25 protein-coding genes and 2 pseudogenes are annotated in these 26988 nt (G+C 62.4%); 13 read left to right on the forward strand and 14 right to left on the reverse strand.

Annotation, left to right across the window (positions count from 1 at the left end; translation table 11 throughout):
* Positions 1 to 9 precede the first annotated feature (9 nt).
* Together AC4P1R_RS18545 and AC4P1R_RS18550 are read right to left on the reverse strand one after the other, a co-directional pair.
* Entirely contained in the window at positions 10 to 183 is a 174-nt protein-coding gene (locus AC4P1R_RS18545) for a hypothetical protein (RefSeq protein ID WP_192803817.1), read from the reverse strand.
* Between the two features lie 16 nt (positions 184 to 199).
* On the reverse strand, positions 200 to 484 hold the full coding sequence (locus AC4P1R_RS18550) for a hypothetical protein (protein WP_492178452.1): 285 nt from the start codon (positions 482 to 484) through the stop codon (positions 200 to 202).
* A gap of 142 nt (positions 485 to 626) precedes the next feature.
* On the opposite strand from AC4P1R_RS18550, the gene AC4P1R_RS18555 reads away from it, so the two are divergent.
* A complete protein-coding gene (locus tag AC4P1R_RS18555; RefSeq protein WP_069457545.1) occupies positions 627 to 950 on the forward strand; it encodes a hypothetical protein in 324 nt (107 codons plus the stop codon).
* 11 nt (positions 951 to 961) lie between these two features.
* Here the strand turns inward: AC4P1R_RS18555 and AC4P1R_RS18560 are convergent, their stop codons facing one another.
* Entirely contained in the window at positions 962 to 2932 is a 1971-nt protein-coding gene (locus AC4P1R_RS18560) for a protein-L-isoaspartate(D-aspartate) O-methyltransferase (protein ID WP_492178453.1), read from the reverse strand.
* Between the two features lie 248 nt (positions 2933 to 3180).
* Between AC4P1R_RS18560 and AC4P1R_RS18565 the strand changes: the two genes are divergently transcribed.
* From AC4P1R_RS18565 to AC4P1R_RS18575, 3 genes are all read left to right on the forward strand, one after another.
* Positions 3181 to 3375 carry a hypothetical protein gene (locus AC4P1R_RS18565; protein ID WP_492178792.1) on the forward strand — a complete coding sequence of 65 codons (195 nt, stop codon included), beginning with the start codon at positions 3181 to 3183 and terminating at the stop codon, positions 3373 to 3375.
* Between the two features lie 16 nt (positions 3376 to 3391).
* Complete coding sequence (locus tag AC4P1R_RS18570) at positions 3392 to 3589, forward strand: hypothetical protein (protein WP_151613564.1); 198 nt, start codon at positions 3392 to 3394, stop codon at positions 3587 to 3589.
* A gap of 152 nt (positions 3590 to 3741) precedes the next feature.
* Positions 3742 to 4470: a BON domain-containing protein gene (locus AC4P1R_RS18575; protein ID WP_069457547.1), complete on the forward strand. Its 729-nt coding sequence runs from the start codon at positions 3742 to 3744 to the stop codon at positions 4468 to 4470.
* Positions 4471 to 4635: 165 nt separating this feature from the next.
* On the opposite strand, the gene AC4P1R_RS18580 is transcribed toward AC4P1R_RS18575, so the two are convergent.
* Positions 4636 to 4821 carry a recombinase family protein gene (locus AC4P1R_RS18580; RefSeq protein WP_492178456.1) on the reverse strand — a complete coding sequence of 62 codons (186 nt, stop codon included), beginning with the start codon at positions 4819 to 4821 and terminating at the stop codon, positions 4636 to 4638.
* A gap of 62 nt (positions 4822 to 4883) precedes the next feature.
* Positions 4884 to 5840, reverse strand: coding sequence for a LysR family transcriptional regulator (locus AC4P1R_RS18585; RefSeq protein WP_492178458.1), 957 nt, complete (start codon positions 5838 to 5840; stop codon positions 4884 to 4886).
* A gap of 128 nt (positions 5841 to 5968) precedes the next feature.
* On the opposite strand from AC4P1R_RS18585, the gene AC4P1R_RS18590 reads away from it, so the two are divergent.
* The 3 genes and pseudogenes from AC4P1R_RS18590 to AC4P1R_RS18600 form a co-directional block, all read left to right on the forward strand.
* Positions 5969 to 7663 (forward strand): GMC family oxidoreductase, encoded by a 1695-nt coding sequence (locus AC4P1R_RS18590; RefSeq protein ID WP_492178460.1) that lies wholly within the window; start codon positions 5969 to 5971, stop codon positions 7661 to 7663.
* A 27-nt stretch (positions 7664 to 7690) separates the two neighbouring features.
* Positions 7691 to 10204: a CoA transferase gene (locus AC4P1R_RS18595; RefSeq protein ID WP_492178461.1), complete on the forward strand. Its 2514-nt coding sequence runs from the start codon at positions 7691 to 7693 to the stop codon at positions 10202 to 10204.
* 110 nt (positions 10205 to 10314) lie between these two features.
* Positions 10315 to 10548 (forward strand): annotated as a pseudogene (locus tag AC4P1R_RS18600) (glycine betaine ABC transporter substrate-binding protein); the annotation flags it as partial.
* A gap of 157 nt (positions 10549 to 10705) precedes the next feature.
* Here AC4P1R_RS18600 and AC4P1R_RS18605 read toward each other — a convergent pair.
* A complete protein-coding gene (locus tag AC4P1R_RS18605; protein WP_492178463.1) occupies positions 10706 to 11860 on the reverse strand; it encodes a DNA topoisomerase IB in 1155 nt (384 codons plus the stop codon).
* Between the two features lie 200 nt (positions 11861 to 12060).
* Here AC4P1R_RS18605 and AC4P1R_RS18610 point away from each other — a divergent pair, with 200 nt between their 5' ends.
* Complete coding sequence (locus tag AC4P1R_RS18610) at positions 12061 to 13047, forward strand: SDR family oxidoreductase (protein ID WP_492178465.1); 987 nt, start codon at positions 12061 to 12063, stop codon at positions 13045 to 13047.
* Between the two features lie 59 nt (positions 13048 to 13106).
* Here AC4P1R_RS18610 and AC4P1R_RS18615 read toward each other — a convergent pair.
* Positions 13107 to 13701, reverse strand: a pseudogene (locus tag AC4P1R_RS18615) (Tn3 family transposase); the annotation flags it as partial.
* A 952-nt stretch (positions 13702 to 14653) separates the two neighbouring features.
* On the opposite strand from AC4P1R_RS18615, the gene AC4P1R_RS18620 reads away from it, so the two are divergent.
* From AC4P1R_RS18620 to AC4P1R_RS18630, 3 genes are read left to right on the forward strand one after another with little or no spacing between them, the layout of a single operon-like run.
* Entirely contained in the window at positions 14654 to 19336 is a 4683-nt protein-coding gene (locus AC4P1R_RS18620; protein WP_492178467.1) for a beta strand repeat-containing protein, read from the forward strand.
* Positions 19337 to 19353: 17 nt separating this feature from the next.
* Positions 19354 to 21087: a type I secretion system permease/ATPase gene (locus tag AC4P1R_RS18625; RefSeq protein WP_492178468.1), complete on the forward strand. Its 1734-nt coding sequence runs from the start codon at positions 19354 to 19356 to the stop codon at positions 21085 to 21087.
* Positions 21084 to 22433, forward strand: coding sequence for an HlyD family type I secretion periplasmic adaptor subunit (locus AC4P1R_RS18630; protein ID WP_492178470.1), 1350 nt, complete (start codon positions 21084 to 21086; stop codon positions 22431 to 22433). Before AC4P1R_RS18625 ends, AC4P1R_RS18630 begins: the two co-directional genes overlap by 4 nt.
* A 301-nt stretch (positions 22434 to 22734) precedes the next feature.
* Here the strand turns inward: AC4P1R_RS18630 and AC4P1R_RS18635 are convergent, their stop codons facing one another.
* Positions 22735 to 22980, reverse strand: a complete 246-nt coding sequence (locus AC4P1R_RS18635) for a hypothetical protein (protein ID WP_069456550.1) — start codon at positions 22978 to 22980, stop codon at positions 22735 to 22737.
* Positions 22981 to 23159: 179 nt separating this feature from the next.
* Positions 23160 to 23363: a CsbD family protein gene (locus AC4P1R_RS18640; RefSeq protein ID WP_069456549.1), complete on the reverse strand. Its 204-nt coding sequence runs from the start codon at positions 23361 to 23363 to the stop codon at positions 23160 to 23162.
* Between the two features lie 211 nt (positions 23364 to 23574).
* Between AC4P1R_RS18640 and AC4P1R_RS18645 the strand changes: the two genes are divergently transcribed.
* On the forward strand, positions 23575 to 23946 hold the full coding sequence (locus AC4P1R_RS18645; RefSeq protein ID WP_273361451.1) for a hypothetical protein: 372 nt from the start codon (positions 23575 to 23577) through the stop codon (positions 23944 to 23946).
* A gap of 130 nt (positions 23947 to 24076) precedes the next feature.
* Positions 24077 to 24598 (forward strand): sigma-70 family RNA polymerase sigma factor, encoded by a 522-nt coding sequence (locus AC4P1R_RS18650; RefSeq protein ID WP_069456547.1) that lies wholly within the window; start codon positions 24077 to 24079, stop codon positions 24596 to 24598.
* A gap of 19 nt (positions 24599 to 24617) precedes the next feature.
* Here the strand turns inward: AC4P1R_RS18650 and AC4P1R_RS18655 are convergent, their stop codons facing one another.
* From AC4P1R_RS18655 to AC4P1R_RS18675, 5 genes are all read right to left on the reverse strand, one after another.
* On the reverse strand, positions 24618 to 24779 hold the full coding sequence (locus AC4P1R_RS18655; protein WP_192803818.1) for a hypothetical protein: 162 nt from the start codon (positions 24777 to 24779) through the stop codon (positions 24618 to 24620).
* Positions 24780 to 24878: 99 nt separating this feature from the next.
* Positions 24879 to 25067: a DUF3008 family protein gene (locus AC4P1R_RS18660; RefSeq protein WP_069456546.1), complete on the reverse strand. Its 189-nt coding sequence runs from the start codon at positions 25065 to 25067 to the stop codon at positions 24879 to 24881.
* 170 nt (positions 25068 to 25237) lie between these two features.
* The gene (locus AC4P1R_RS18665; RefSeq protein ID WP_492178473.1) at positions 25238 to 26026 is read right to left on the reverse strand and encodes an SDR family oxidoreductase; all 789 of its coding nucleotides are present in this window, start codon (positions 26024 to 26026) and stop codon (positions 25238 to 25240) included.
* Between the two features lie 69 nt (positions 26027 to 26095).
* The gene (locus tag AC4P1R_RS18670) at positions 26096 to 26365 is read right to left on the reverse strand and encodes a DUF982 domain-containing protein (protein ID WP_069456544.1); all 270 of its coding nucleotides are present in this window, start codon (positions 26363 to 26365) and stop codon (positions 26096 to 26098) included.
* Entirely contained in the window at positions 26353 to 26823 is a 471-nt protein-coding gene (locus AC4P1R_RS18675) for a CBS domain-containing protein (protein ID WP_069456543.1), read from the reverse strand. The genes AC4P1R_RS18670 and AC4P1R_RS18675 overlap by 13 nt, the downstream gene beginning before the upstream one ends.
* Positions 26824 to 26988: the final 165 nt, after the last annotated feature.

Here is a 26988-nt window from a genome sequence, read left to right on the forward strand (position 1 = left end):
CCGCTAAATTCAGCGCAACTTTCCCTCCGGCGAGCGGTCGTACAGCTCCTCGACTTTTTGGTTCTGCGCTTCCTTGTCGGCAGGCGGGAGCGGCTTCTGTCTCATGATCGCATAAACCACCGCGGCACCGAGCGCAAAAGCTCCGCCCGCGGTCGCCAGCAGCCACAGGTAATCCATCACCATAGCCTTCCCTCCAGTTTCATTCGCTCCGCGGCGTCTTCACGTCGCCAAAGCGCACCTCTTCACGCTCGGGATTGTCGGCGATCGCCTCCTCCTCATCGTCGCTCGGGAGAGCATCATCCGTGTCGATGTTGGCTTCATCGCGACTGCGAACCGGAGGAACCCGCCCCTGGTCCAGGGGCTCCGCCTCCTCCGTGTTCCGGGCGCTTTCGGGCCCTTTCTCTTCCCATTCGGGAGAGAGTACATCCTCTTTGGCAGGACCGGGCTTTGCTCGCTCGTACTGTTCGGGGCTGTGTCTTGGCATCGGATTTCTCCCTTCGACAAGGGAAAGCCGAGATCCGCCATTTGTTCCGGCTTCAATCATGGTCGTGCCGCCGCGCATGCCGCACGGAACAATTCCAACCTCTGGCGATTGAGTTGCCCAGGAACACACGGGATAGGAAAACATGCAGGAAGAGCTGAGGATATATCGGCTGTCGCCGCTCGCCGCACTCGACGACCCGAACTGGCAAAATGCGACGTACCAAGGCGAAGTGATCGTCGCCGCTAGATCAAGTGGCGACGCGCGTATCGTCGCCGCGGAGGCGGAACTCGACTTTCTCGAGATCGACGCCAAACCGGCGGAGGGAGTCACGACGGAAATGGCCAGCGCCTTTCGCAGCGACAAGCTCTACAGCGTCATAGAGGAGGGGCCGGCGCCAGTTGGATTGAAGCGCGGTGTGGTCGGCGGCACAGTCAGGGTCGACAACATCGTATCGACGCAACTCTAACGCGTTCGTTCTTATAGGCCGAAGGGGAATGTCTCCGGTATCCCCTCGCCGACGTGGTCCGCACCAAGCGGTGTGACCGGTGTCGTCTCGTCGAACCAGACGAAGGCATCGAACTGCCGGGGAAGCGACGCATAGGCATAGTGGCTCAGGCGCTCCGTTTCCGGACGGTAGATCACGCCTATAAAACGCTCGAGCTTCGGCTCCAGAAGACGCTGGCGAAGCGCGGGGTCGCGCGAAAACTCGAGAAGAAAGTGTCGGACCTGCGAATCGTGGCACAGCCGCTCATAGCTGCCCTCAAGCGAAGCGCGGATCGGCTTCACTTCCATGTCGCCTCCCCAATCGGTCGCGGCTGCGACCTTGCCGCCATGGGTGCCGAAGCCGATCAGCGCCGTCTCGCCGGGAAATCGCTCGCGGCACAGCTGACCGATGTTCACCTCGTCCCGCGCCATTCCCATGTCGGTGTAGCATGCATCGCCGATGTGCGAATTGTGAGCCCAGACGACTGCCTTGGCGCTGGGGCCACGCGCCGTCAGCAGATGTTCCAGTGTCTCGAACATGTGGGTGTCGCGCATGTTCCAGGATTCTGGCCCAGCATAATACATGATACGATAATATCGCTCGGCCGAGGCGACCAGGCGGGCGTTCTGCGCCGCGTCCATGAGTTCGTCTCCGGCCGCAAGTCCGGCGCGCAATTGCTGCTCCAACAGTTCCCGGCACTGGCTGACGACGGCCTGCTCGCAATTACGGAAGCCTTTCGACAGCGCCGCTCGGCCGTAGGTCGAGGGCTCGTTCTGCCAGGGCGTCAGGCACCCGTAGCGCTCACGAGCAACCGCTGCCGCCTCCGGGTCGGTCCTGTCGAGATAGTCGAGAACCGCCGCGATCGAACCGCGCATGTTGTATATATCCAGCCCATGGAAACCGGCGCGGTCCGCCTCGGCTTTCTGTTGATTGTAAGCGCGCAACCACTCGACGAATTCGACGACTTCGCGATTTCGCCACATCCAGGTCGGGAAGCGTTCGAACGCGGTCCGCGGTCCCGCAGCCTGCCGCTGCCGCACGTAGCGGTCGACGGCTGCCGCATCGGGCCAGTCCGCTTCGACGGCGACAATCGTGAAGCCATGCGCCTCGATCAGCCGGCGGGTGATCGCCGCGCGTGCCCGGTAGAATTCGGAGGTGCCGTGGCTGGCTTCGCCCAGAAGCACGAGACGGCGGGCCGCGAAGCGGTCGAACAGACGGCCGAAGGCCGGGTCGTCGAAATCGGGCAGGGGTTCGGCGGCGGCGGCAATCAGTTCGGAGAGGGGCATGGCGGGCGGCCGCCCTTTCGCGCCCTGTTGATCGGCGGCCCGGCCCTGCTCCGAGACGAGCGGCACAAAGCGCACGCCACCGAGATCCTGTTCCTCGAACGTGGTGGCGTTCACGCGCGTGATCCGCATCAGGCGCTGTTCCTCGGCGGAGCCAACCGGAATGATTAACCGGCCGCCAAGATCGAGCTGCTCTTTCAGCGCATGCGGCACATTCGGGCCACCGGCCGCCACAAGGATGGCGTCGAAGGGCCCGGCCTCCGGCCAGCCAGCCGTGCCGTCACCGATGCGCACATCGATATTGTCGTAGCCGAGATCGGCAAACCGATTCCGTGCCGCCTTCGCCAGTCCGGGGTGCCGCTCGATGGTATAGACATGCCCTGCAATCCGGCTGAGAACTGCCGCCGCATAGCCGGAACCCGTTCCTATTTCGAGAACGATGTCGCCCGGTTCAAGCCCAGCGCGTTCGATCATCAGTGCGACGATATAGGGCTGCGAAATAGTCTGGCCGTGACCGATCGCGAGGGCTGAGTCCTCATAGGCGAACTCCTCGAAGCCTGGATCTACAAAAGCCTCCCGCGGGACGTTTCGCATTGCGTCGAGCACATCTGGATCATTGATTCCGCGGCGGGAGAGCTGCGACGCGATCATCCGGTCCCTGGCGCGTGAAAAATCGACCATGTCGGACGGCCTCCAGCCTCGGTTGGACGTTCCGGTGTTGCCGATCAGGAACCGCGCATGGACCGCATTGTTCCCCATCACGCGCAGGCACCGGTTCGTGCGGCGTCCGCTGCCTCACTCTGGAGGGCCTTTCGCCCGGCCGAAGGCGGGATGGACATGGAACCTGCCCGTGTCCCTGACGTTCATTCACCAGGATGGTCACGCGAAAGAAAGCGTCGAGGCGCGAAAGCAAAGACACCACGATCCCGATGAGCAATCACATCGAGACGGACAGTGAGCTGCACAATGAATCCGACACGCGGCCGCTCGAGCCCGATGACCTGATGAAACAGCGGGCCGCGCGGGAGGCGACACGCATCAAAAGGGATGAATATCTCGTCGAAACCGACTTGGAAGATGCGGATGAGCGTTTTCCTCTGCCGAATATGAAAGAGCAGGAGTGACTCAAGGAGAAGAGCCATGAAGAAGAAGCCGAAACCGGGAGCGCCGGGTACTACGGAACAGTGGCCGAGATGGGAGGGTCCGAAGGAAACCCGACCCAGAGGTTACATGCCCGCCAAAGACGACCCGGAACAGGACAGGGACGCGGTCGGCGAAAATTTGAAGGATCCCCATCGCGGCAAGCTGAGCGACGCCCTCAAGCAGAAAGACGAGTGAGGGTCGCTTGCCGGATCGTCAACGCAGCGGTCTTGCGATCAGGAGCGGCGGCAAACCCTCGGGATAATCGTGGACAGGAATATCTGCACGGTCTCGGAACCGAGCGGCGGTCCGGCGGTTTGGCTGGGGTCCAATCTTGAAAGGAGAACGGAATGGCTAGCAGGCACGAATGGAGGCGCAACGATCCCGAACGGCGTCACCGCAGGGACTGGTATGGCACACCGAACGACGAGGACCGACGCCGAGCCCGCCGTTTCGAAGAGACCGGCGCACGCGGGGCAGATTGGGAGAATGCGGAGTACTATCCGGATGCCGAGCCGGGTCGCGCCGCTCGATACCGTGGATGGGGCCAGGACTACGAGGCCAGAGATCGCGAACGCGCATTCCGCGACTATTACGGGCCCGGCTTCGGCGCACGTGGTGGCTATTACCCCAGCGGCGACTATTACCCGGACTACGGTTACGCCCGCCGCTATCCCTATCGCGACTATGATCGGGATCGGGATTATGGCGAACGCGGGTTCATGGAGCGCGCCAGCGATGAGGTCGCTTCCTGGTTCGGCGATGAGGATGCCGAACGTAGGCGCAGGATGGACGAATACCGTGGCAAGGGACCCAAGGGATATACGCGGTCCGACAGCCGCATCCAGGAAGACGTCAGCGATCGCTTGAGCGACGATGGAGCGCTCGACGCTTCGGATATCGAGGTGTCCGTCTCCAATGGGGAGGTGCAACTCGGCGGTTTCGTCAATTCGAAATGGGCCAAACGGAGAGCGGAGGACTGCGCCGAAGACGTCTCCGGCGTGACCAATGTCCAGAACAATATCCGTGTTCGGGCAGAGAGTTCGTCCGAATGGAGCAGCGCGGAAAGCGAGACCTAAGCAGGTTCAGCAAAAGCGTCCCACCGCTTTGCGATCAGAACCTGCCGCAAGCCTAAGGGCCTGATATAAGCAGATAGTCGTGGGTAAACCCACGACTATCTGCTACAGCGATCATTTTATCGCGTGCCTTCGCGGCGGCGAAGCCGGACCTGACGCGCTCGCTGATCAGATCACGTTCGAATTCCGTAATGCCGGATATGTCGCGAGCATCCGGCCGTGCGGCGAGGACAGATCGAATGCCATGCCGTTCATGGCGATCACTGAGACCTTCCATCCTTCCAATTTGCGCGGCGTGTGGAGAAGATCGACGGTCGAGCGGTCCCAGCGAGACAACTCCGTGGCCAATATCACGTCGATCTTTCGAGCTGGACAAGAGCCATGACTTTTTGGCTCGACCCCTTAAATCGACCTTGTTATCCCCAAACGCGACGAATCGCATCGAACGCAGCGGCGATGGTGGGATAATCCCTGCGAGCCTCTAGACAAAGGAAACTTAAGGTCGTCCCGATCGTTACCGCATCGGCGACGATAAGCCCATGCGCTTGCTGTTCGTGAAGGGCTATCGATTCGCGGCAAAGGCTTAAACCCACGCCCGTCCGAACCATGGCGACCATCGATGCTTCCTGATCCACTTGGGCGACGAAATTCTGCCGTAAGCCGAGATCCATGAACAGGCGCGTCAGAAGGCGATTGTGTACCGAAGCAGGCGGAGTGCCAATCCATGGCAGGGCGGCAAGCTGTGTCCAATCCGCACCACGCACGAAGCTGGCGAGGGAGGGTGGTGCGACGACGCGGTAAGTCAATCGCGCCAGATCCCTGCCGTGGAACAGCTTGGCTGCGTCTTCGCCGCAAAGTTCAGATACGGGTTCGAAGTCGTTCGGGTCTCCAAGGAAGAAGCCGGCATCGAGTTCGTTTCGCCGGAGCCCTTCGGGCACGTCACCGCTCATGCCGTGGCGCAGCGTCGTTTCGATGCCAGGCCCGCTTTCGATCAGCGCCTTCAGGAACGCGCCCAACCGCGTGAACTCCGGGTCGATGATCGTGCCAATCCTTAGTTTTCCCCGGACGCGGGTGGCGAGATGCCCGGCCGTCTGTCCGAAATCCACCAGCGCTGCGAGCACCTGCTCGGCCTTGGCAGCCAGCAGGGCGCCTTCATGGGTCAGTTCCAGACCTGTTGACGTTCGCCGGAACAGGGTGATGCCGGTATCGGCCGCAAGGCGCTTCAGTTGCAGGGTGACGGCCGGCTGCGTGAGGTGCAGTTGTTCTGCGGCGCGCGTGACATTGCCCTCGCGCGCGACGGTCACGAAGGCTTTCAATGTTCTAAGGTCGACCGAGTGCATCATATTAATTTCACTTATAATGCTTTGCGTCATTTGTCATTGGATTTCCCCGCTGATCGTCGGCTATTGCTTGGAAAATGCGAGGAGGACGATTGAATGCCGTGCCCAACAGTTAGGCTTTATAAGTGCGAACTGTCTCTTCGCGACGGGCGCGTAAGCCGATGACGCGCCGGGACACTCGTCAATCCGACGATCGCTTCGACTACATCGTCGTCGGGGGCGGCTCCGCCGGCTGCCTGCTGGCCAACCGTCTCAGCCGCGATCCCTCGATGCGCGTGTTGCTGCTCGAAGCCGGAGGGAAGGACGACTATCCCTGGATCCACATCCCGGTCGGCTATCTCTACTGCATTGGCAACCCGCGAACCGACTGGTTGTTCAAGACCGAACCGGATGCTGGCCTGAACGGGCGGTCGCTGCGCTATCCACGCGGCAAGACGCTCGGTGGCTGCTCCTCGATCAACGGGATGATCTACATGCGAGGGCAGGCCCGCGACTATGACGGCTGGGCGGCGGCAACCGGGGACGATACCTGGACCTGGCAGAACTGCCTGCCCGATTTCAAGGCGCATGAGGATCACTATCGGCTCGACAATGGCAACGACCCCGAGACCGGAGGCAACAGCCGCTTTTCCGACATGCACGGGCACGGCGGCGAGTGGCGAATCGAAAAGCAGCGGCTGAAATGGGATATTCTCGAATCCTTTGCCGAGGCTGCCGTCGAAGCCGGCATTCCGCGTTCCGACGATTTTAACAGCGGCGACAATGAGGGGGTCGGCTATTTCGAGGTCAACCAGAGGTCCGGCTGGCGCTGGAACACCTCCAAGGCCTTTCTGCGCCCGGCGAAGAACCGGCCCAATCTCTCTGTCTGGACGCAGTCCCATGTCGAAAGGCTGGTGCTCGAAACTGAGGCCCCGGACCCCAAGCGCTGCACCGGCGTCGTGCTTCAGCGGCAGGGCCGGAGAGTGGAGGTCCGCGCTGACAGGGAGGTCATTCTCTGCGCCGGCGCGATCGGTTCGCCGCACATCCTGCAATTGTCGGGCATCGGGCCGGCCGGCCTGCTGAAGCGCCACGGAATCGCTGTGATACACGATCTGCCCGGAGTCGGGGAAAACCTTCAGGACCATTTGCAGATCCGGGCGGTTTTCAAGGTCGGCAACGCGAAGACACTGAACACGCTCGCCAATAACCTCCTTGGCAAGGCGATGATCGGGCTCGAATATGTGCTGAAACGCAGCGGCCCGATGAGCATGTCGCCGTCACAGCTCGGCGCCTTCACCCGCTCGGACGACAGCCAGGCCCACGCCAATCTGGAATATCATGTCCAGCCTCTGAGCCTCGACACCTTCGGCGAGCCGCTGCACAACATCCCCGCCTTCACCGCGAGTGTCTGCAACCTAAACCCGACGAGTGTCGGTAGCGTGCGGATTCGATCCAACAGGGCCGCCGATGCGCCGGCGATCGCGCCGAACTATCTGAGCACGGAGGAGGACCGGAAGATTGCCGCTCAAAGCCTCCGGCAGGTGCGCAAGATCGTATCGCAGCCGGCGCTGGCGAAGTACCGGCCGGAGGAATGGAAACCCGGCCGGCAATTCCAGAGCGACGAGGAGCTTGCCCGGCTCGCCGGCGACATCGCCAACACCATCTTCCATCCGGTCGGGACGACGAGGATGGGGCGCGACGACGATCCGACGGCCGTCGTGGACAGCCGCTTGCGGGTCAGGGGTATAGCGGGTCTGCGCGTCGTCGATGCCGGCATCATGCCGAAGATCACCAGCGGCAACACCAATTCGCCGACGCTGATGATCGCCGAAAAGGCTGCAGGATGGATCGTGAATGACGCGCGGCGGCGCGGATAAGAACAATATAGTCCGGAGGAACCCCACATGACATCGATCTCACGCTCCGCCCTTCCTCTTTCCGGCGTCAGGGTCCTCGATTTCGGCCAGTACATCGCCGGGCCGGCGGTGGCAATGATCCTCGGCGATCTCGGCGCGACCGTCGTGCATGTCGATCCGCCGGCGGGCCCCCTCTGGGACAATCCCGCCAATGCGATCCTCAACCGCAACAAGCTGATCGTTTCCATCGATCTCAAGACCGAAGAAGGGCTGGAACAGGCGAAGGCGCTGGTGGCGCAGGCGGACATAATCGTCGAGAATTTCCGCCCCGGCGTGCTCGCTCGGCTCGGTATCGATTTTGCGGCACTGCGCAAGGCCCGGCCGGAGCTGATCACCCTGTCGATCCCCGGTTTTGCTTCCAACGATCAGTTGCGCCGCGACTGGCGTGCCTTCGAGACGGTGATCGCGGCCTCCTCCGGCGTGTTCACCGACATGGGCCTGAACCGGGTGCTGATGGGCATCAACCCGTCCTTCTCGCCGCTGCCGCTCGCGTCCGCCTATGGGACGATGCTGGCGGCCTCGGCCTCGGTCCTGGCGCTCCAAGCCCGGGAACGCACCGGGCATGGCGACCATATCGAGGTGCCGCTGGCAAGCGCGGTCATGGAGGGCCTGTCCTACAATTCGATCCAGATCGATGAGTATCCGCTGCGCTATAAGACCCAGCGCGAACGGGAGATCGAACGACGGCGGCGCGAAGGCCTGCCGATGGATATGTCCTATGACGAACTCCAGGAATTCCTCGACCCCTTCTATCGCAGCTACATGTGCAGCGACGGGCGGATGTTCTACGTCGTCTGCCCTAGCCACAAGAACCATGCAAAGCGTTGCCTGCAAACACTCGGCCTTTATGACGAACTCGTGGCAGAAGGGCTTCGCGAGGAGGAAGACACCTACCTGCCGGTCTCGGAGTGGTCATCGGACGTCTCGCTCGGCGTCTATCCCCTTCCGAAATATTGGGCCGACAAGATCGCGGGCCGCATGAAAGAAGTCTTCTTGACCAAGACGGCGGCGGAGTGGGAACGCATTTTCGGGGAGGGGCAGTTTCCGGGCGCGCCGCAGCGCTGGCTGAAGGAATGGATCGCCGACGATCACGCGAAAGCCGCGGGCCTGATGATCGAGGTGGAGGATCCGATTCTCGGCCGCATGATCCAGCCGGGACCGATGGCCTGGTTACAGGAAAGCGGCGAAGCCATGCTGACGCCGCAGCCGCGCACATGGGGAAGATTTCCGGACGCATTGGCAAAACTGTCAGAGAGCAAAGGTCCAACATTGTTTGCTCCGACGACCAATGTCCCTGGCGGTTGGCTTGATGGTGTCAAGGTGCTCGATCTCTGCAACGTGATCGCCGGTCCGCACTCGGTCGCCTATCTCGCCCGTTTCGGCGCCGAGGTGATCAAGATCGACCCCGCCAAGCCGCTTTACGATTGCTGGAATACTGTGATCTTCGGCATGTCGCATATGCGGGGCAAGCAGTCGGCGCTGCTGAACATCGGTTCACCCGACGGTCGGGTGATTTTCGAGGAACTGGTGCGGTCCGTGGACATCGTGGTCTGGAATGCCACCGACCGCCAGGTCAAGGCGATGGGGCTCGATGCCGAGCACTTGAAGGCGCTCAATCCGCAGGCGATCTTCTGCCAGCTCGATTGCTTCGGTGGCGTCCGCACCGGGCCGCGCACCGACTATCTCGGTTATGACGATCTGGTTCAGTCGGCGACGGGCATCATGTTGCGCTTCGGCGGATCGATGCAGACGCCGGAAGAACATGCGCATGTCGGCACCATCGATGTCATGTGCGGCTTCGGCGCAGCCCTTGGTGTGGCGGCCGCCCTTTACCAGAAATCGAGGACGGGCATCGTCGGTCGGCCCCGCACCTCGCTGTCGGCACTGACCGGGCTCGCCCAGATTCCGTTCTGCTACGATTATCAAGGCCGCCGGCCGTTCGACGAACCGGCCGGGCGCGAGACCAGGGGCTATGACGCGATGTCGCGTCTCTACCAAACGGCATCCGGCGATTATCTTCTGCTTTGCGCATCGGAAGCGGATCTCCCGCGGTTCGAAAAGGTCGAGGGATTGAGAGGGCTTCCCTCGATGCCCGCATCCGATCGCGAAATCTATCTCGCGCAGGCGTTCATGACCGCGCCCGCTGAAACCTGGCAGCAGAGACTGCTACAGGCCGATATCGGTGTCTCGCTCTGCGAGAACATCGAAACGATCAGAAGCCGAAGCGTACGAATCGCGGACGGCAGGCCGGGGACCGACCGCGGCAGCTATTCCTTCTCGATCTTCCCGGATCATCCCAGCGGGCACACCGTGACCCAACTCGATCCCTTTGCCATTCGTCCGGCCGTCGGCAAGGTCACGGCGGTCGCGCCGGCGGAAAAATACGGTGCCTCCACGCGCTCCGTTCTGAAGTCCCTGAACTATACCGACGTCGAGATCGACAGGCTGATCGCCTCCGGAACGATCAGCGAGACATGGAGCTCGCAATATCTGCCAAGCTGACCGACGACGGCGGAGACGGAGCTCTGAGGAGGGCGCCGGAGGCAGTCCGTTTGACGTGTGCGATGTCGTCGGCGGCTGAGGAATTCCAGCATCGCTTGGGAGGAAGTGCTATGAAAGAAATGTTCGCGTCGACATGCCTTGCAGCGGCCATGTTGACCATTGCCAATAGCGCCTGGGCCGCCGATTGCGGCGAGGTCACGATTGCCAGCATGAACTGGCAATCGGCCGACGTGCTTGCCAGTCTCGACAACATCCTGACCGAAGGCTACGGATGCGACGTCTCGATCATACAGGGAGACACGGTCCCGACGATCACGTCCATGACCGAAAAGGGCAGACAGGATCGGGGGACGAGTAAGCTGCCTCTGATGGAAAACCGTAGTTGAAAGTCAACTCTATTTCTGGGTCGACAGCAAAACCTTGGTTTGCCCGCAGCGAGGCGGGGCCAACGGCGACCGGGCCGGAACCCATCGCACCATATGATACTTTTCCGGCACCTGCTCAGACCGGGCCTGTCGACGGCAGTAGACGACGGGCGCCATTCATTGGCGCTGGTCGCGCCTGCTCCCGGTCACGGCTGGTGCGGGACAGGAACCTCAGCATCCGAGCCTCCTCCAAACGCAGTTCCGACTTCCCCCGGCTGCGCGCGTGCAAACGCCCGGCCGAGGAAGCGGAGGCGCCGCTGCCCAGGGCGATGATGTCCGGATGGATGTAGCTCTTGCGGCAGATCGCGGGCGTATTGCAGAGGACCGCTGCCGCCGCCTCGCTCATCTCTTTGACCGTCGGCCGCCGGTCCTGCTCGATTGCCGCCCGTGCCGCCGCGAAGGCCGCCACACTGCCCGCCCAGGTACGGAATGTCTTCGCTGATACCGAGAAGCCGGCGATCTCCGCGAGGTACCGGTTGAGGCGACCGGAATCGACGGCACGCAAGGCGTCACTCTCGTCCTTCCAGACGAACAACTGACGGCCCGGCAGGTCCGCAATCTCCTCCAGCAGCCGCTGCAGCTTGGGCCGGCGTAGCCGCCGCCTCACACGTTTTCCGCCCTTGGCGGTGAAGCTCAATTCGATGAACTCACTTCCAAGCTTGAGATGCCGCTTCAAGAGCGTCGTTGCACCGTAGGTCCCGTTTTCTTCCACATATGTGCGGTTTCCCGGTCGCAAATGCATTTCGTCGAGAAGCGCCACCATAGCTGCAAGCACGGTTTGGATACTTTCGGGCCGGCCGTCCATATGGCGTCGTATCGTCCGCCTTATCCGGGGCAATGCTTTCCCGAAAGGGATTAATTGCGCGAACTTGTCGGCACTTCTCAGCGCTTGCCAAGCTTGGTGGTAGCGATATTGCTTGCGGCCGCGCGCATCGTAGCCGGTCGCTTGCAGGTAGCCGTTCTCCTCAAGACAGATCCAGACATTCTCGTAGGCTGGCGGCAAGCCGAGGGACGCAATGCGTGCCTTGGTCTCGGGGTCGGACAAGATTGAACCATCCGGCATTCTGTAGACGAAACCCTTGCCGCACCGTCGCCTTGTGATGCCCGGCTCGCAATCGCTGACAAAGACCAGATCCGCTGCCGAGATCCCCTGCTGATCCGCAAAGGGCGGCTCCCCCGCGGACCGCCGGGTTCCATACTTCTGCTGCCTCGCATCGAGTTGCAATTGCATCCGCTTCTTCTTTCTTCGAGCGTGAAGTCCGCATCGCAAGTAACGCGCGCGCTGCTCGATCGGATCCTCGGGCGAGCACTAAAAGCGGGCTGCGCCGCCGCCGCGTGTCATTTCAGATGCGCAAAGACCCGCGTTGGCGCAGGGGAACATATTCAGGCGCAGAATGTTCCTCCGGCACTGGCCGAAGCGGGAGAGCTGCGATGCGAAAATCTCTGAAAGACGCCGTGGTCGTCATCACAGGTGCCTCTTCCGGTGTCGGACAGGCAACGGCCGAAGCGTTCGCCAGCCGCGGGTCGAACCTGGTGCTTGCGGCGCGCGACGCAGCGGCGCTGCAAAGCGTGGCCAAGACGTGCCGCGCGCTTGGTGCGGTCGTTCTGGTCGTGCCGACCGATGTCACCGATGCCGATGCCGTCAAGGAACTGGCGAGAAAGGCCATGAGCTTCGGCAGGATTGACGTCTGGTTCAGCAACGTCGGCGTCGGCGCGGTTGGGCGATTTGAAGAGACGCCGATCGAAGCGCATGAGCGCGTCGTGCGCACGAACCTCATCGGGCATTTCAACGATGCGCATGCGGCAATCCCCATTTTTCTGAGGCAGGGCCATGGCACCTTCATCAACATGATTTCGCTTGGCGGCTTCGCCTCGACCCCGTATGCGGCCGCCTACAGTGCCAGCAAGTTCGGTTTAAGGGGCTTTTCCGAGGCGCTGCGCGCCGAACTTGCTGATCAGCGCGATATCCATGTCTGTGACGTCTACCCCACGTTCCTTGACACGCCCGGCGTCGCGCATGGTGCAAACTATACGGGCCGCCGGTTGACCGTGCCGCCTCTGGTTTACGATCCACGCCGCGTCGCGCGGGCCGTCCTGCGCCTCGCTCAGCGCCCGCGTCACTCCGTTACCGTCGGCGCAATCGCCGACTTGACGCGCCTGGCGCATTTTCTTGCGCCCAACACAACGTCGCGGCTGCTTGCCCGGCTGACCTCGATGTATCTGAGAAGGGCGCCGCGAGCGGACAAGAGCAACGGCAACCTGTTCCGTCCTCCCGCGCAGCCGGGTGGTGTCGAGGGCGGTTGGCGGTCGCAGCACCGGGTGCCGGTTGCTGCCATCGCAGCCGCCGCAATCGCCGGTCTGGCGCTCGCGGTCGCGCTTCGCGGCGTCCATCGAACATCGTACCGACGAGCCTGGTAGAGGGCATAGCGCTGGTTTCCCGCTAAACAACGCCAAGGTAGAACGAAGCCTGAACGCTGTCACGCCGCTCGCTGTTTTCCAGCCAGGTTGAGCGGTTTCCGGTCGGTTGTCTTCGCGGCACGATCCCAGAGGAAATCGCCGGAGAAGGCGATGTGCTCCCATCCGACCGGTGAGGTATGGGTCAAGAGCTCGTCGGGGACGATTTCGCCTTGTGCCCGCAGGTGCGCCACGGCGTCGGCCATCTAGATCGAGTTCCAATAGACGATCGCCGCGGTGACGAGGTTCAAGCCCGACGCCCGGTATTGCTGGGCATCATCACTGCGGTCGATGACGCGCTCCTGTCGGAACGTGCAGATGGCCTGCGCCAAGGCATGGCGCTGCTCGCCTTTGTTGAGCCCGGCGTGGCATCGGCGGCGCAATGCCGGGTTCTCCAATAGCATGGCGCAGAACGCAAACACGTGATCGGTGGCGCCGCCAGTGTCGGTGTAATGCTCCATGATTGAGAGGTTGCTCCCGTGGTGAAGCAGGCCGTCAAGGACATAGGGTGCCTCGTGCGTCGCCGCCGAAATCACCTTGACGCTTAGGGCCGTGCTGGACGGAGACGTCGGTGTAGATGAAACCGGGATCAACGCCGTAGCGGGCGTTGATGTCGCCGCCGCGGCCGGGGGTCAGCCGAACTGCTTAGCGCAACTTGGGCTTTACGACCAGATATTAGACGTTCGTTCCAACCCGCGCCAACGTCGCATACCGGATTTACGCTGTCATTTTTTTGGCAGTTGGGATCTGTGCGGAGACGGATTGCGCTTGCAGACAGCGAAAATGTACACAGAGATAATTTTCCGGACGCAGTGCTAATGACAAGCGGAAAGCTCGAGCTGAGAATTACAAAACGGCCATAGTATACTCCGTTGGCGTTAACAGTAGTACGCCGAAAGATATATTTTCTAGCTGGCCAAAAATGGTAAGAAATCAACAATGGGATAAGGGTCTGCTGAAGCCGCAAACGCGTTAGCGTAGAAAGTGGCGGAGGGGAAGCAAAGTAAATTTTGAGAATACGCCAGGCCGGCCATTTGAGCGCGCCGGCTGGGGAGGAGCAGGCGTGTGTAGAGTAGTTTCACCTGATGAGGGTGCGCCAGCTTGGATTTCGGGGGAACCGGCTAAGTTTGGTCGGTTTCCCACCCTCTTCGCGAACGCGATTTGCACCGCGACGAATTTCCCCATTCTCGGACGGGCCAGATCTCCGACGGGACAGACGATCCGGATGCCTTTGTCCCGAATTTTCCGGATCCCGCCGGGTCGCTGCGAACGGAATTGCAGGAGCCGCAATTCGGCGCCTTTTGCGCCAGCGAGATTTTCCAGCAGCGGCATATCGTCGGCTGAAGCAAGGCGGCGGCCGCTAGTCCCATGTACCGTGAAATCAAAGTACCTCGACGCAAACGTTAGGTAAGGGGGAAGGCTTATGTCTACGCAGACCACGGGTGGTGGGAGCACTACATCCTTCAGTAACACGCCACAGGCGCAAGGCGACGTCTATGCATGGACCGAAGAGGAGCTGCTCGCGTCCAAATACTATGACGCGGCAACGTACACCATCACTCTGGACGTGATGGCCAACGACCTCGGCGGCAAGGCAAAGACGCTCTGGTCGATCGATGACGGTGGTACGGATTTCATGTCCGAGCTCCTGAAAAGCAACATCACAACTGGATGGGAAAGGACTGCGAACGGAAACTGGATGCGAATCTGCAATGGCAAGATCGAATACAGAATATCTGATGGTTCGGACTCGCCTGATAAAGCCCGAAGTGTCGATTCGCTGACCGAGGGCGAGTACCTTCAGGATACGTTCTATTATTCGATCCGGCTGGCCAACGGTACGCTCAGCTATGCGAAAGTGACGCTGGAGATCACCGGCCAGAACGACGCCGCGACCTTCGGCGGCTCTTCCGCGGAATCCGTGATCGAAGCGGGAGGCACGAACAACGGCCATCCTGGTTCGCCCACCGCCGCTGGCACGCTGCATGTCTATGATGTCGATACCGGCGAGAACCATTTCAAGGCGCCACCAGCAAACGCCCTGAACGGCACTTATGGCAGCTTCAGTTTCAATCACCTGACCGGAGAGTGGAGCTACACACTCGACAACGGCCGCGGGGAGACGCAGGCGCTACACGCCGGGCAGGTGGTGACAGAGAAGCTGAAGGTTTGGTCCGCTGACGGCACGGCCAGCCAAGACATCGTGGTGACCATCCACGGCAGCAACGACGACCCGACGACGGCGCCGGTGACGCTGGCGGCGATCGCCGAGGACAGCGGGCCGCGGCTGATCACCCAGGCGGAACTCTTGACCCAAGCCGGCGACGTCGACGGCGACAGCCTGACGGCGACCAACCTGCAGATCGTCTCGGGCGGCGGCACGCTGGTCGACAACGAAGACGGCACCTGGACCTACACGCCGGCCGCCGACGACGACACGGCGGTGTCGTTCGGCTACACCATCGCCGACGGCCATGGCGGCAGCACCGCCGGGGCGGCCAGCCTCGACATCACCCCGGTCAACGACGACCCGACGACGACGCCGGTGACGCTGGCGGCGATCGCCGAGGACAGCGGGCCGCGGCTGATCACCCAGGCGGAACTCTTGACCCAAGCCGGCGACGTCGACGGCGACAGCCTGACGGCGACCAACCTGCAGATCGTCTCGGGCGGCGGCACGCTGGTCGACAACGAAGACGGCACCTGGACCTACACGCCGGCCGCCGACGACGACACGGCGGTGTCGTTCGGCTACACCATCGCCGACGGCCATGGCGGCAGCACCGCCGGGGCGGCCAGCCTCGACATCACCCCGGTCAACGACGACCCGACGACGGCGCCGGTGACGCTGGCGGCGATCGCCGAGGACAGCGGGCCGCGGCTGATCACCCAGGCGGAACTCTTGGCCCAAGCCGGCGACGTCGACGGCGACAGCCTGACGGCGACCAACCTGCAGATCGTCTCGGGCGGCGGCACGCTGGTCGACAACGAAGACGGCACCTGGACCTACACGCCGGCCGCCGACGACGACACGGCGGTGTCGTTCGGCTACACCATCGCCGACGGCCATGGCGGCAGCACCGCCGGGGCGGCCAGCCTCGACATCACCCCGGTCAACGACAACCCGACGACGACGCCGGTGACGCTGGCGGCGATCGCCGAGGACAGCGGGCCGCGGCTGATCACCCAGGCGGAACTCTTGACCCAAGCCGGCGACGTCGACGGCGACAGCCTGACGGCGACCAACCTGCAGATCGTCTCGGGCGGCGGCACGCTGGTCGACAACGAAGACGGCACCTGGACCTACACGCCGGCCGCCGACGACGACACGGCGGTGTCGTTCGGCTACACCATCGCCGACGGCCATGGCGGCAGCACCGCCGGGGCGGCCAGCCTCGACATCACCCCGGTCAACGACGACCCGACGACGGCGCCGGTGACGCTGGCGGCGATCGCCGAGGACAGCGGGCCGCGGCTGATCACCCAGGCGGAACTCTTGGCCCAAGCCGGCGACGTCGACGGCGACAGCCTGACGGCGACCAACCTGCAGATCGTCTCGGGCGGCGGCACGCTGGTCGACAACGAAGACGGCACCTGGACCTACACGCCGGCCGCCGACGACGACACGGCGGTGTCGTTCGGCTACACCATCGCCGACGGCCATGGCGGCAGCACCGCCGGGGCGGCCAGCCTCGACATCACCCCGGTCAACGACGACCCGACGACGACGCCGGTGACGCTGGCGGCGATCGCCGAGGACAGCGGGCCGCGGCTGATCACCCAGGCGGAACTCTTGGCCCAAGCCGGCGACGTCGACGGCGACAGCCTGACGGCGACCAACCTGCAGATCGTCTCGGGCGGCGGCACGCTGGTCGACAACGAAGACGGCACCTGGACCTACACGCCGGCCGCCGACGACGACACGGCGGTGTCGTTCGGCTACACCATCGCCGACGGCCATGGCGGCAGCACCGCCGGGGCGGCCAGCCTCGACATCACCCCGGTCAACGACAACCCGACGACGGCGCCGGTGACGCTGGCGGCGATCGCCGAGGACAGCGGGCCGCGGCTGATCACCCAGGCGGAACTCTTGACCCAAGCCGGCGACGTCGACGGCGACAGCCTGACGGCGACCAACCTGCAGATCGTCTCGGGCGGCGGCACGCTGGTCGACAACGAAGACGGCACCTGGACCTACACGCCGGCCGCCGACGACGACACGGCGGTGTCGTTCGGCTACACCATCGCCGACGGCCATGGCGGCAGCACCGCCGGGGCGGCCAGCCTCGACATCACCCCGGTCAACGACGACCCGACGACGGCGCCGGTGACGCTGGCGGCGATCGCCGAGGACAGCGGGCCGCGGCTGATCACCCAGGCGGAACTCTTGACCCAAGCCGGCGACGTCGACGGCGACAGCCTGACGGCGACCAACCTGCAGATCGTCTCGGGCGGCGGCACGCTGGTCGACAACGAAGACGGCACCTGGACCTACACGCCGGCCGCCGACGACGACACGGCGGTGTCGTTCGGCTACACCATCGCCGACGGCCATGGCGGCAGCACCGCCGGGGCGGCCAGCCTCGACATCACCCCGGTCAACGACGACCCGACGACGGCGCCGGTGACGCTGGCGGCGATCGCCGAGGACAGCGGGCCGCGGCTGATCACCCAGGCGGAACTCTTGACCCAAGCCGGCGACGTCGACGGCGACAGCCTGACGGCGACCAACCTGCAGATCGTCTCGGGCGGCGGCACGCTGGTCGACAACGAAGACGGCACCTGGACCTACACGCCGGCCGCCGACGACGACACGGCGGTGTCGTTCGGCTACACCATCGCCGACGGCCATGGCGGCAGCACCGCCGGGGCGGCCAGCCTCGACATCACCCCGGTCAACGACGCGCCAGTCAACACCCTGCCTGCTTCCCAAACGGCCGATTCGAACACCGCGACCGCAATCAGCGGTGTTTCAGTTGCCGACGTGGACAGCACCAATGTCACCACGACCCTCTCCGTTTCCCACGGCAAGCTGACGGTTGGAACGGGCGGCGGTGTGACGGTGAGCAACAACGGCACCAATACGGTGACGGTCAGTGGGACGCTCGCCCAGGTGAATGCCGCTCTGGCCGCGCTCAGCTATCTCAGCAATACAAACTACAGCGGTGCCGATACGTTGACCGTTATAACTTCGGATGGCTCTCTGGGCGATACCGATACCGTAACGATCACGGTCAATCCGCCGCCCAATCTAGCTCCTGCAACTCCAACCTTTGCCTTCAATCCGGGCGCAGTGGACAGAGACGACGGCAAGCAACTCCTTTCGGGCACGCTTCTGGGCACCTTCGCCGCGGTCGATCCCGATGGCGATCCAGTCACATACAGCCTTGCGGGCAGCACGATCCAGGGTTTGACCCTGAACCCGGCTTCAGGTGCACTCACCCTTTCGGACAATCTCGCCGGCGTGGACCAGACATTCTACGTGGTCGCGACAGATTCGGCCGGTAATCAGTCAACCTCGACGACTGTAAGGCTTTGGATCGGGACCCCTGGCGCAAACCCCATTACGTTCAATAATAACAGCGAAACGATCATCGCCTTTGGTTTGGACCAAAGAGATACGATAACCATTACGGGGGGGACCGGAAATGACATTCTCGTCGGCGGCGGCGGCAACGATACCCTAAGCGGCGGCGGCGGCAACGACTGGCTCATTGGCGGCGCCGGAAATGACACGATTGACGGGGGTACCGGAAATGATCTGCTTGACGGCGGTGCCGGCAACAACATTCTCACCGGCGGCGCAGGCAACGACACCTTCTTCTTTCAAAAGCTCGCCAGCACGACCAATCACGTCACCGATTTCGAAGCGGGCACGAGTTCGACGACGGTCGACACACTCCGCTTCGATGTCGGTACCGGAGCCAACGAGTTCTCGGTCGGCAACAACAATACGGTGGTGGAGAACTTTAAGACGGGGAATAACGCGGCGATCAATGTTGCCGGCACGGAGGTCGCCGTCAAAACCGATGCCAGCGTCACCAACGCGACAGTCCAAAGCACGATCAACGGCTATGGCAACATCACGACGGGTGCATTCTTCGTATTCCACAATACGGATCTGAGCCACGCCGCGGTTTACTACGATCCCAATCCGGCCGTGGCTGGCGGCGCGGTGCTTGTCGCGGAACTCGACAATGTCACGTTGTTGGGTCTCGGCAATTTCAATGCCGGCGACTTTTTGTTCGTCTAAGGGCCGGGCGAGCGAGGATGCACTCTGTGCCTAACCAGTCCTCACTCCAGGCGGTGATGTCCGAGCTTCGGCGCGCCGCCTGGCCGCTCGTGGGTTTCAGCGCGGCGATCAACGTCCTGATGCTGACGGCCGCTCTCTACATGCTGCAGGTCTACGACCGTGTGCTGTCGAGCCACAGTCTGGAAACACTCACGGCACTGACGATCATCGCCGTCGTGGCTCTCCTGTCGCTCTCGATATTGGAAGCCGCACGCTCGCAGCTGCTGATCACGGCCGGCACTTGGATGAACGGGCGCCTGTCACCCATTCTGCTCGCTGCCTCGATCGAGCAAGCGGCGGCGACGCCCGGCGAGCGCGACGGTCGAGCCCTCCGTGACCTCGAATTGTTCCGCAATTTCCTCACTGGCGCGGGCATTTTCCCGATCCTCGACGCCCCTTGGGCACCGATCTTCTTCGCAGCGATGTTCCTGCTTCATCCTTGGCTCGGTTGGCTGGCGGTTGGTGGCGGCATCGCGCTCTTTGCGCTGGCGGTGTTGACCGAATTCGTCACCCGCAAGCCGGTTGCCGAGGCGAGTGGGGCCCAGGCCAAAGCTTACACCCAGGCAGAGGCAGCCATACGCAACGCCGAAGCCATTCAGGCGATGGGCATGCTGGCGGCGCTGATGCGCAGTTGGACTCCGGTGCAGGCTACTGCCGCCGAGGGGCAGGCGATCGCGAGTATTCGTTCGGCAGTGCTTGCGGCTGCAGCACGTTTTCTGCGGCTCGGGCTGCAGATCGGTGTTCTTGGGCTTGGCGCATATCTCGTCCTCCACGCGGAAGCCTCGCCCGGCGCCATGGTGGCGGCGTCCATTCTGATGGGGCGTGCACTCGCCCCGGTCGAGCAGGCGATCGGCACCTGGAAAGGGGTCGTGGCTGCCCGATCCGCCTATCGGCGGCTGGCGGCCGTCGCGGGAACGCGGCGAGAGGAAGGCCCCATCCTCCCCTTGCCGCGACCGAAGGGACGGCTTCTCGTCGAGGGCATGATCCTTGCGCGTCAAGGCGGCGGCGAGCCGATCCTGAAAGGCATCGGTTTTCAGTTGGTGGCCGGAGAGGTAATGGCACTTATCGGACCGTCGGCTGCCGGCAAGACAAGCCTGGCTCGGCTACTCGTCGGCGCGTGGAAGCCGACGGCAGGACGTGTGCTGCTCGACGGCATGGATGTCGCGCAATGGGCGGCCGAGGATCGCGGTCGGCATGTGGGCTACCTGCCGCAGGATATCGAGCTGTTCGCGGGCACCGTCGCCGAAAACATCGCACGCTTTCAGGAACTCGACGAGCAGAGCTTCCAACAGGTCGTCCACGCTGCGCGCGAGGCCGGTGTCCATGAGCTCATCAAGGGGCTTTCCAAGGGGTACCACACCGAGATCGGCGAAGCCGGCGCAGTGTTGTCGGGTGGCCAGAGGCAACGGATCGCCCTTGCGCGCGCCCTTTATGGCGATCCTGCTTTCCTGCTCCTGGACGAGCCCAACTCGAATCTTGATCGCGACGGCGAGGAGGCTCTGAACGACACCCTAAAGGCACTCAAGGCAGCCGGGAAGACGTTGATCCTGATCGCCCACCGCCCGAACATCATGGAAACGGTCGACAAGATTCTCGTACTGCAGGGCGGACAAGTGGACCTCTTTGGCCCACGTGATGATGTGCTGCGAGCGCTTGCCGATCGAGCGCGCCGCGCCGCGCCCGCGCCGATATTGGGGGTCGTCACCGGATGATCACTGCAACCATGGGCGCGACCAGCAAAGTTCTAGGCACCGCATCCGACGTGTCGCGTCTGCTGCCCCGCTTGAAATCGGTAATCACGCTCGGGCTTGTCATTGTCGTCGGATTCTTCGGCGTCTTTGGCGGTTGGGCCGCTTTGGCGCCGCTCGATAGTGCGGCAGTGGCGCAGGGAGTGGTCAAGGTCGCGGGCGAGCGCAAGTTGGTCCAGCACCTCGAAGGAGGCATCGTTTCCCAGCTGAAGGTCGCAGACGGCGAGCGCGTCAGGGCTGGGCAAGTCTTGATCAGATTGGACGAAACACAGGCGGCGGCACACTTGGAGCTCATCAGGAATCGCGTCCTGTCACGACTGGCCCTCGCGGCGCGCCTGCGTGCAGAGCGGGACGGGAAGCTGGACGTCGAATTCGAGCAGGACCTGCTTGCACCTGGAGCGCCACTGGCAGCCCGCGACGCGGTTGCTGTCCAACGCGACGTCTTTCAGGCGCGCCGCCGGGCTTTGAGCGACGAGAAGAACATTCTGCGTCAGCGGATCTTGCAGGGCGAATACGAGATCAACGGTCTGGAAGAGTTGATCAGTGCTCAGGATCAGGTGATGGAATCCATCAAAAGCGAGGCTGCGGACCTCGAATCGCTGTCGAAGAAAGGCCTGGCCACCCGCGAACGCCATCTCGCATTGCGCCGGCGTCAGGGAGAGCTCAAAGGCGAGCGCGCCACCAATATTGCAGCCGTCGCACGGGCCGGGGAAGCGATTGCAGAGGTCGAACAGCAGATCCTGAACCTCTCGACCACTCGGCTCAACGAGGCAGTGTCCGAGCTCAGCAAAGTGGAGGCTGAGCTCTTCGAGCTCGAGCAGCAGCAGCGTTCTGCAGCGGACGTCCTCGCGCGACTCGACATTCGAGCTCCAGTCGACGGCGTCGTCATGGGAATGCAAGTGCACACCACGGGAGGTGTCGTTCGCCCTGGAGAGCCGTTGATGTCGATCGTCCCGATGGGCGAGCGACTGGTGGTCGAAGCAATGGTGCGCCCGGAAGACGTCGACGCGATTGCCGTTGGCCAGACGGGGCATGTCAGGATATCGGCTTTTGCGCGCTATGACATGAGGCCGCTCGAAGGTGTGGTCGAGTTAATCTCGGCCGATCGCCTCGTGGAGGAGCGCACCGGCATAGCTTATTTCACAGCCACCATCGTCGTCGACGAGCAGGAGCTCGAAAGGCTTGGGAGCCGCAAGCTCCTCCCCGGCATGACCAGCGAAGTGATGATCCGCACTGGCAGCCGCACCATGCTGGGCTATGTGAGCGAGCCGCTGGCCCGGACCTTCCGAAGGGCTATGCGGGAGAACTGAATCTCGGTTCCATTAAGCAGGATCGCGCGGGACTTGAGCAAATATCGGGCAGGCCTCCAGGTATCAGAATCGTCGGCAGCGATTGCAGATTGATGGGACAATGTGGATTTCCACCCAAACGAGAAGTTCGCCGCACCATGCGTTCCCGTACGCTCTTCTTCTCTCCGTTGGCGTAGTTTAGCGGGAAACTAACGCTATGCCCTCTGCCCTGAGCCGCTCCAACTGCCGCGCATTAAGCCGTTCAGGCGAGCACAACCCGCTCTCGGTTTATCCGGTCTCGCGCTAAAGGGGGCGACAGGGCTTAATGGAGCGTCTTGGACTTCGAGGGGCGCACCGCTGCGGAGTCCTGTGCGATCGTGCTTGTGCAGGCGGTGGCCAGAACGTATTGCTCGACCAATTCCATCAGCGCCAGCGCTATCTCCTCCCACGACCAGCCGGCGCTTTCCGCCCACCTCGTCAATGTTTCGAACTCGCAGTTCAGCGCCCGTTCGCATTCCCGCTGGCGCTCGGCTCTTTCTTCAAACACATGGGATGATAACTTCGTCATGACAAAGCAACGCCCAAGAAACACGAAGGTTCCGGCTCCAATGCGTGAATATTGTGAAGAATAGATAATGCGGGATGTCGTGTTTAGCGGAACCCCGGCGAAGCCGCCGGGGCGATTGCTGCAAAGATCAAAGGGTCAACCACAAGCTTGCGCGATGGTGGCAGCTCGCGGCAAGGCCCTCACCAGGTCTGGCGACCGTACCAATCATCGATGTCTTGCCTTACACGATCTCTCGCGATTCCGTAGCGTTCCTGGATCTTGCCTTCGAGCTGTTCGCGGCTTCCGTCGATCTCGTCAAGATCATCGTCGGTGAGGCGCCCCCACTGCTCCTTTACCCTTCCCTTGATTTGCTTCCAGTTTCCTTCGATCCGATTCCAGTCCATGGGATACTCCTTCGTGAGACATCGTCCACCGCAATAATGCATGGGGCGGGCTTTTGGTTCGACTTGTGAACGGGAAATTTCCTGAAGCCGGAAAGAAAGCTGCAAGCTTGCCGCCGCACAAGTGACAAAAGCTGCGCTAGGGGAGTGGTGCCCGGAACCATGATAGCCCATGGCCGTTTAGCTTGTGGAATGCCATCATGGAGGACGTCGAATGCATCTAGTTGGTGTACAGGTCATACCCGAACAGGGCGGTCGAGCCGGCTTCACCGTTGAATTCGTGGGGAAGGAGGGAGAGGTCGTATCGGTCTGCCTGCCCAACGACGCCGCCCGCAATCTCAACCGGTTGAACGCTGCAGAAAGAGCAAAGGAGCTCTTTTCAGAGCTTGCAACCGCGGATCTAGAGGCGCTTGAGAACGTCGGCGATGGAGAACCGCACGCGCGGCGCAGTGCCCGTTCGACAAAGGATGCCGACGCATTGGAGGAGCAGCTGGACGAAGGGCTGGAGGACAGCTTTCCGGCGAGCGATCCGGTTTCCATCACCACATCCACCGTACCAACTGACCGTGTCCGACGGCGGGAGTAGAAGGGAGGGCTGATCGCTCAGCCTTCCTTCCAAGTCCCGGGAGAATATCCGGGCTCTCAGGAACCAAAATGCTGCACAGGCATTCTCCCTCGCGTTACCAAAAATCTCGGGCAGAAGGACTATAGTCGATATGCCTGCCATCATCAGCGAAGCGCGTCAGCCGTCATCGCGAGTAGAAGAACAGGTCGTCGATCTGATACCAGCGTTGCGGGCATTCGCGCGGACGTTCACATCGTCGTCCTTTGAAGCAGATGATCTCGTACAGGAAACTTTACTGCGGGCCCTGCGAAGCATCGACCAGTTCGCGCCCGGTACGAGTCTCAAGTCATGGCTCTTCACGATCATGCGCAATGTGTTCCGGACGCAATACAAACTCAGGAAACGGGAAAGTCCGGGGGCGATGGACTCCGCGGAATTGTCGATACCTGCGGCCCCTGCCCAGGAATGGTCGGTCCTCAATGGTGAGCTTCGCCATGCGCTTGAGTTGCTGACTCCGGAACACCGCGAGGTTCTCGTCCTGGTGGCCGGATTCGGGATGAGCTACAAGGAAGCCGCCGATATCTGCGATTGCGCGATCGGGACAATCAAGAGCCGCCTTAACCGGGCGCGCGAGGAATTGGTCACCCAGATGCATGGCAATCCTCTGAACTGACGTTTCCGCCACGAACCAGTTACTTCATTCGCGCGGCAAGGGCGTTCTGCAGCCGTTGCGCCAGTTGCAAAAGCCGCTCCGGCACGGTCTCCTTTTGGATTTCCTCCATCAGCAAGGCGATTTGCTCGTCGACGGCCCTGTCTTCTCCGACCGGTTCCGCCGGGACTTTTGTTTCGCTCATCCGCACTTCCTATCCGTGGCAGGACCAGAAGATAAAATATCATTCCTCAGCCTCTGTAAATTCCAAATGGCCGACAAATGGCGCGGTGCCGGTATAGGCTCACGACTTCGAAGCGTGCTGCGGCTTGCCCTTGCGCTTCGTCGACGCGAGCTCCTCAAGCTCCTTTTCTGTCATCGATTCAACCATTTCCTTCGAAGCGCCCTTGAGTTCGCTTTTCTTTTTTTCACCACGCTTGGCAGAAAGGGCTGCGCCGGCAGCCATCTGCTGCGCTTTCGATTTCGCAGGCATTGCTCTCTCCTTTGCACGCTGCAGAAGCGGCAATGGAACCGGCCAGTAGGGATTATGTTCCGCCGATTCATCGGAGAAGACGCATTAATTGTGTATGGAACCGCGGCTGTGAAGAGGGGCGGCAGGCGGATGATAGCGTCTCTGCCAGGGCGGATGAGTTGACGCCACCCTCAGCGAAGGAGACCTTGCCCGCCATCTACCCAGACCGGACTTCCCGTGACATGACGCGCAGCATCGGAGACCAGGAAACACACGACGTCGGCCACATCCTCCGGCTCTCCCGGTTTTCCTTCGGTCAGCGGAATGTCGCCTTCCGGCCACTTTACCGGAACCGCCGCTTCGTCTCGGCCGCGCTGGCTCGTATTGTCGGAAATATTGGTCTCAATGGCGCCGGGACAAACGGCATTGACGCGGATCCGGTGCTTCCCAAGCTCCAGTGCCAACTGCTTTACCATCGCCACCTGCGCCGCCTTCGTGGCGCTATAGGCGGTGGCCCCCGGGGTCGTGAAGGTACGTGTGCCGTTGATCGACGACACGACCACGATCGCGCCGCCACCGGCCGCCTTCAGATGCGGAACGCAAAAGTGCAGGGTGAGGTAGGTACCGCGAAGATTGGTTGCGATCGTTTCGTCCCATTCTTGCGGCTTCAGGTCTTCGACGGGCGCCCAGACGCCGTTGATGCCGGCATTCGCCACGACGACGTCGAGGCGGCCGAATTTTCCGATCAGTTCTTCAACCGCCTCGCGCATATCAGCCTCGTGGCGGATATCGGCATTAAGAGCGAGAGCGTCGCCGCCCCGCGCGCGAATTTCATCGACGGTCGTCGCGGTCTCCTCCGGCGTGTGCCCGAGCGCGGCCACGGCGATATTGTCCCGAGCGAGCCGCAAAGCAATCGCCTTGCCGATACCTGACCCGGCGCCAGTGATCAGCGCCACGCGCTTCGATGCCGCCACATTCATCAAAAGGCCCTCCACCGAACGGCCCTGCCGCCGCGCAAGCCAATCATCGTACGCGACACTCGCATGCTATCATGCGTCCTCACGGGGCCAGCGGCTGACGCGGAAGCCTGCTTCACTCGCCGCGTCCAGAAAGGCCTCCAGAGCCGCATCCGGGGAAGCATCGCCGGCCAGTGCGGCCTCGCAACCGGACATGGCAGCCTGCCGCGCCGGGCCCGGCGAGCGCCAATGGTTCTTGAGGCAGAGAAGCGCATCGCGCGTGCTCTGCACACGCAGCACTCGCTCGCCGGCCTCGAGGATCACCGGCTCGTCCCACTGCCGATCAATATTCAGCTCGACCATCCCTGTGTCCCCCCTGCATTGCGCGCTTGATCGGCAACCGAAGCCAGCACGAAAGCGCCGAAATCCGGATATACCCGAGCGATATCCGCGAGCGCGAGGACCCCGATTGCGCGACGTTCGTCGTTCACGACCACAAGTCGCCGTGAACGGCTGCTTGCCATCTTCTGCGCCGCGGCGAGTACGCTATCTCCAGGGGAGCACGTCTCCGGTGAGACCACCATGAATTCGCGAACCGCTGCGGTGGTGGAGAGGCCTTGCGCAAGCACGGAGACGACAATGTCCCTGTCGGAGATCGAGCCGAGGATTGCCCCGACAGGCGGGAACTCGACCGGTAGAAAGCCCACCCCTGTCTCCTCCATGAGGCGAGCCGCCGACTGGGCCGAGTCGTCCGGTGAAACCGTGTAGACCGTGGGCGTCATCACCGATGCCACGGTTATCTGCCCCTCACTCTCGGCCATTGCTCAAACTCCTGCCGTCGATCGATGCTGGCACTCGAACCTCGTCGAGGGGAGACGTCGGTAAAGGCAAGTCCACCTTTTGCGGCACGAGCACCTGCGGCTCCTGCGCGTTCTTTCGAGGGCGCCTCGCTTCCGGCGACTCCGGTTGGGTCACCCTCGGTTTGC

The sequence above is a fragment of the Sinorhizobium sp. Y406 genome (assembly GCF_058732025.1).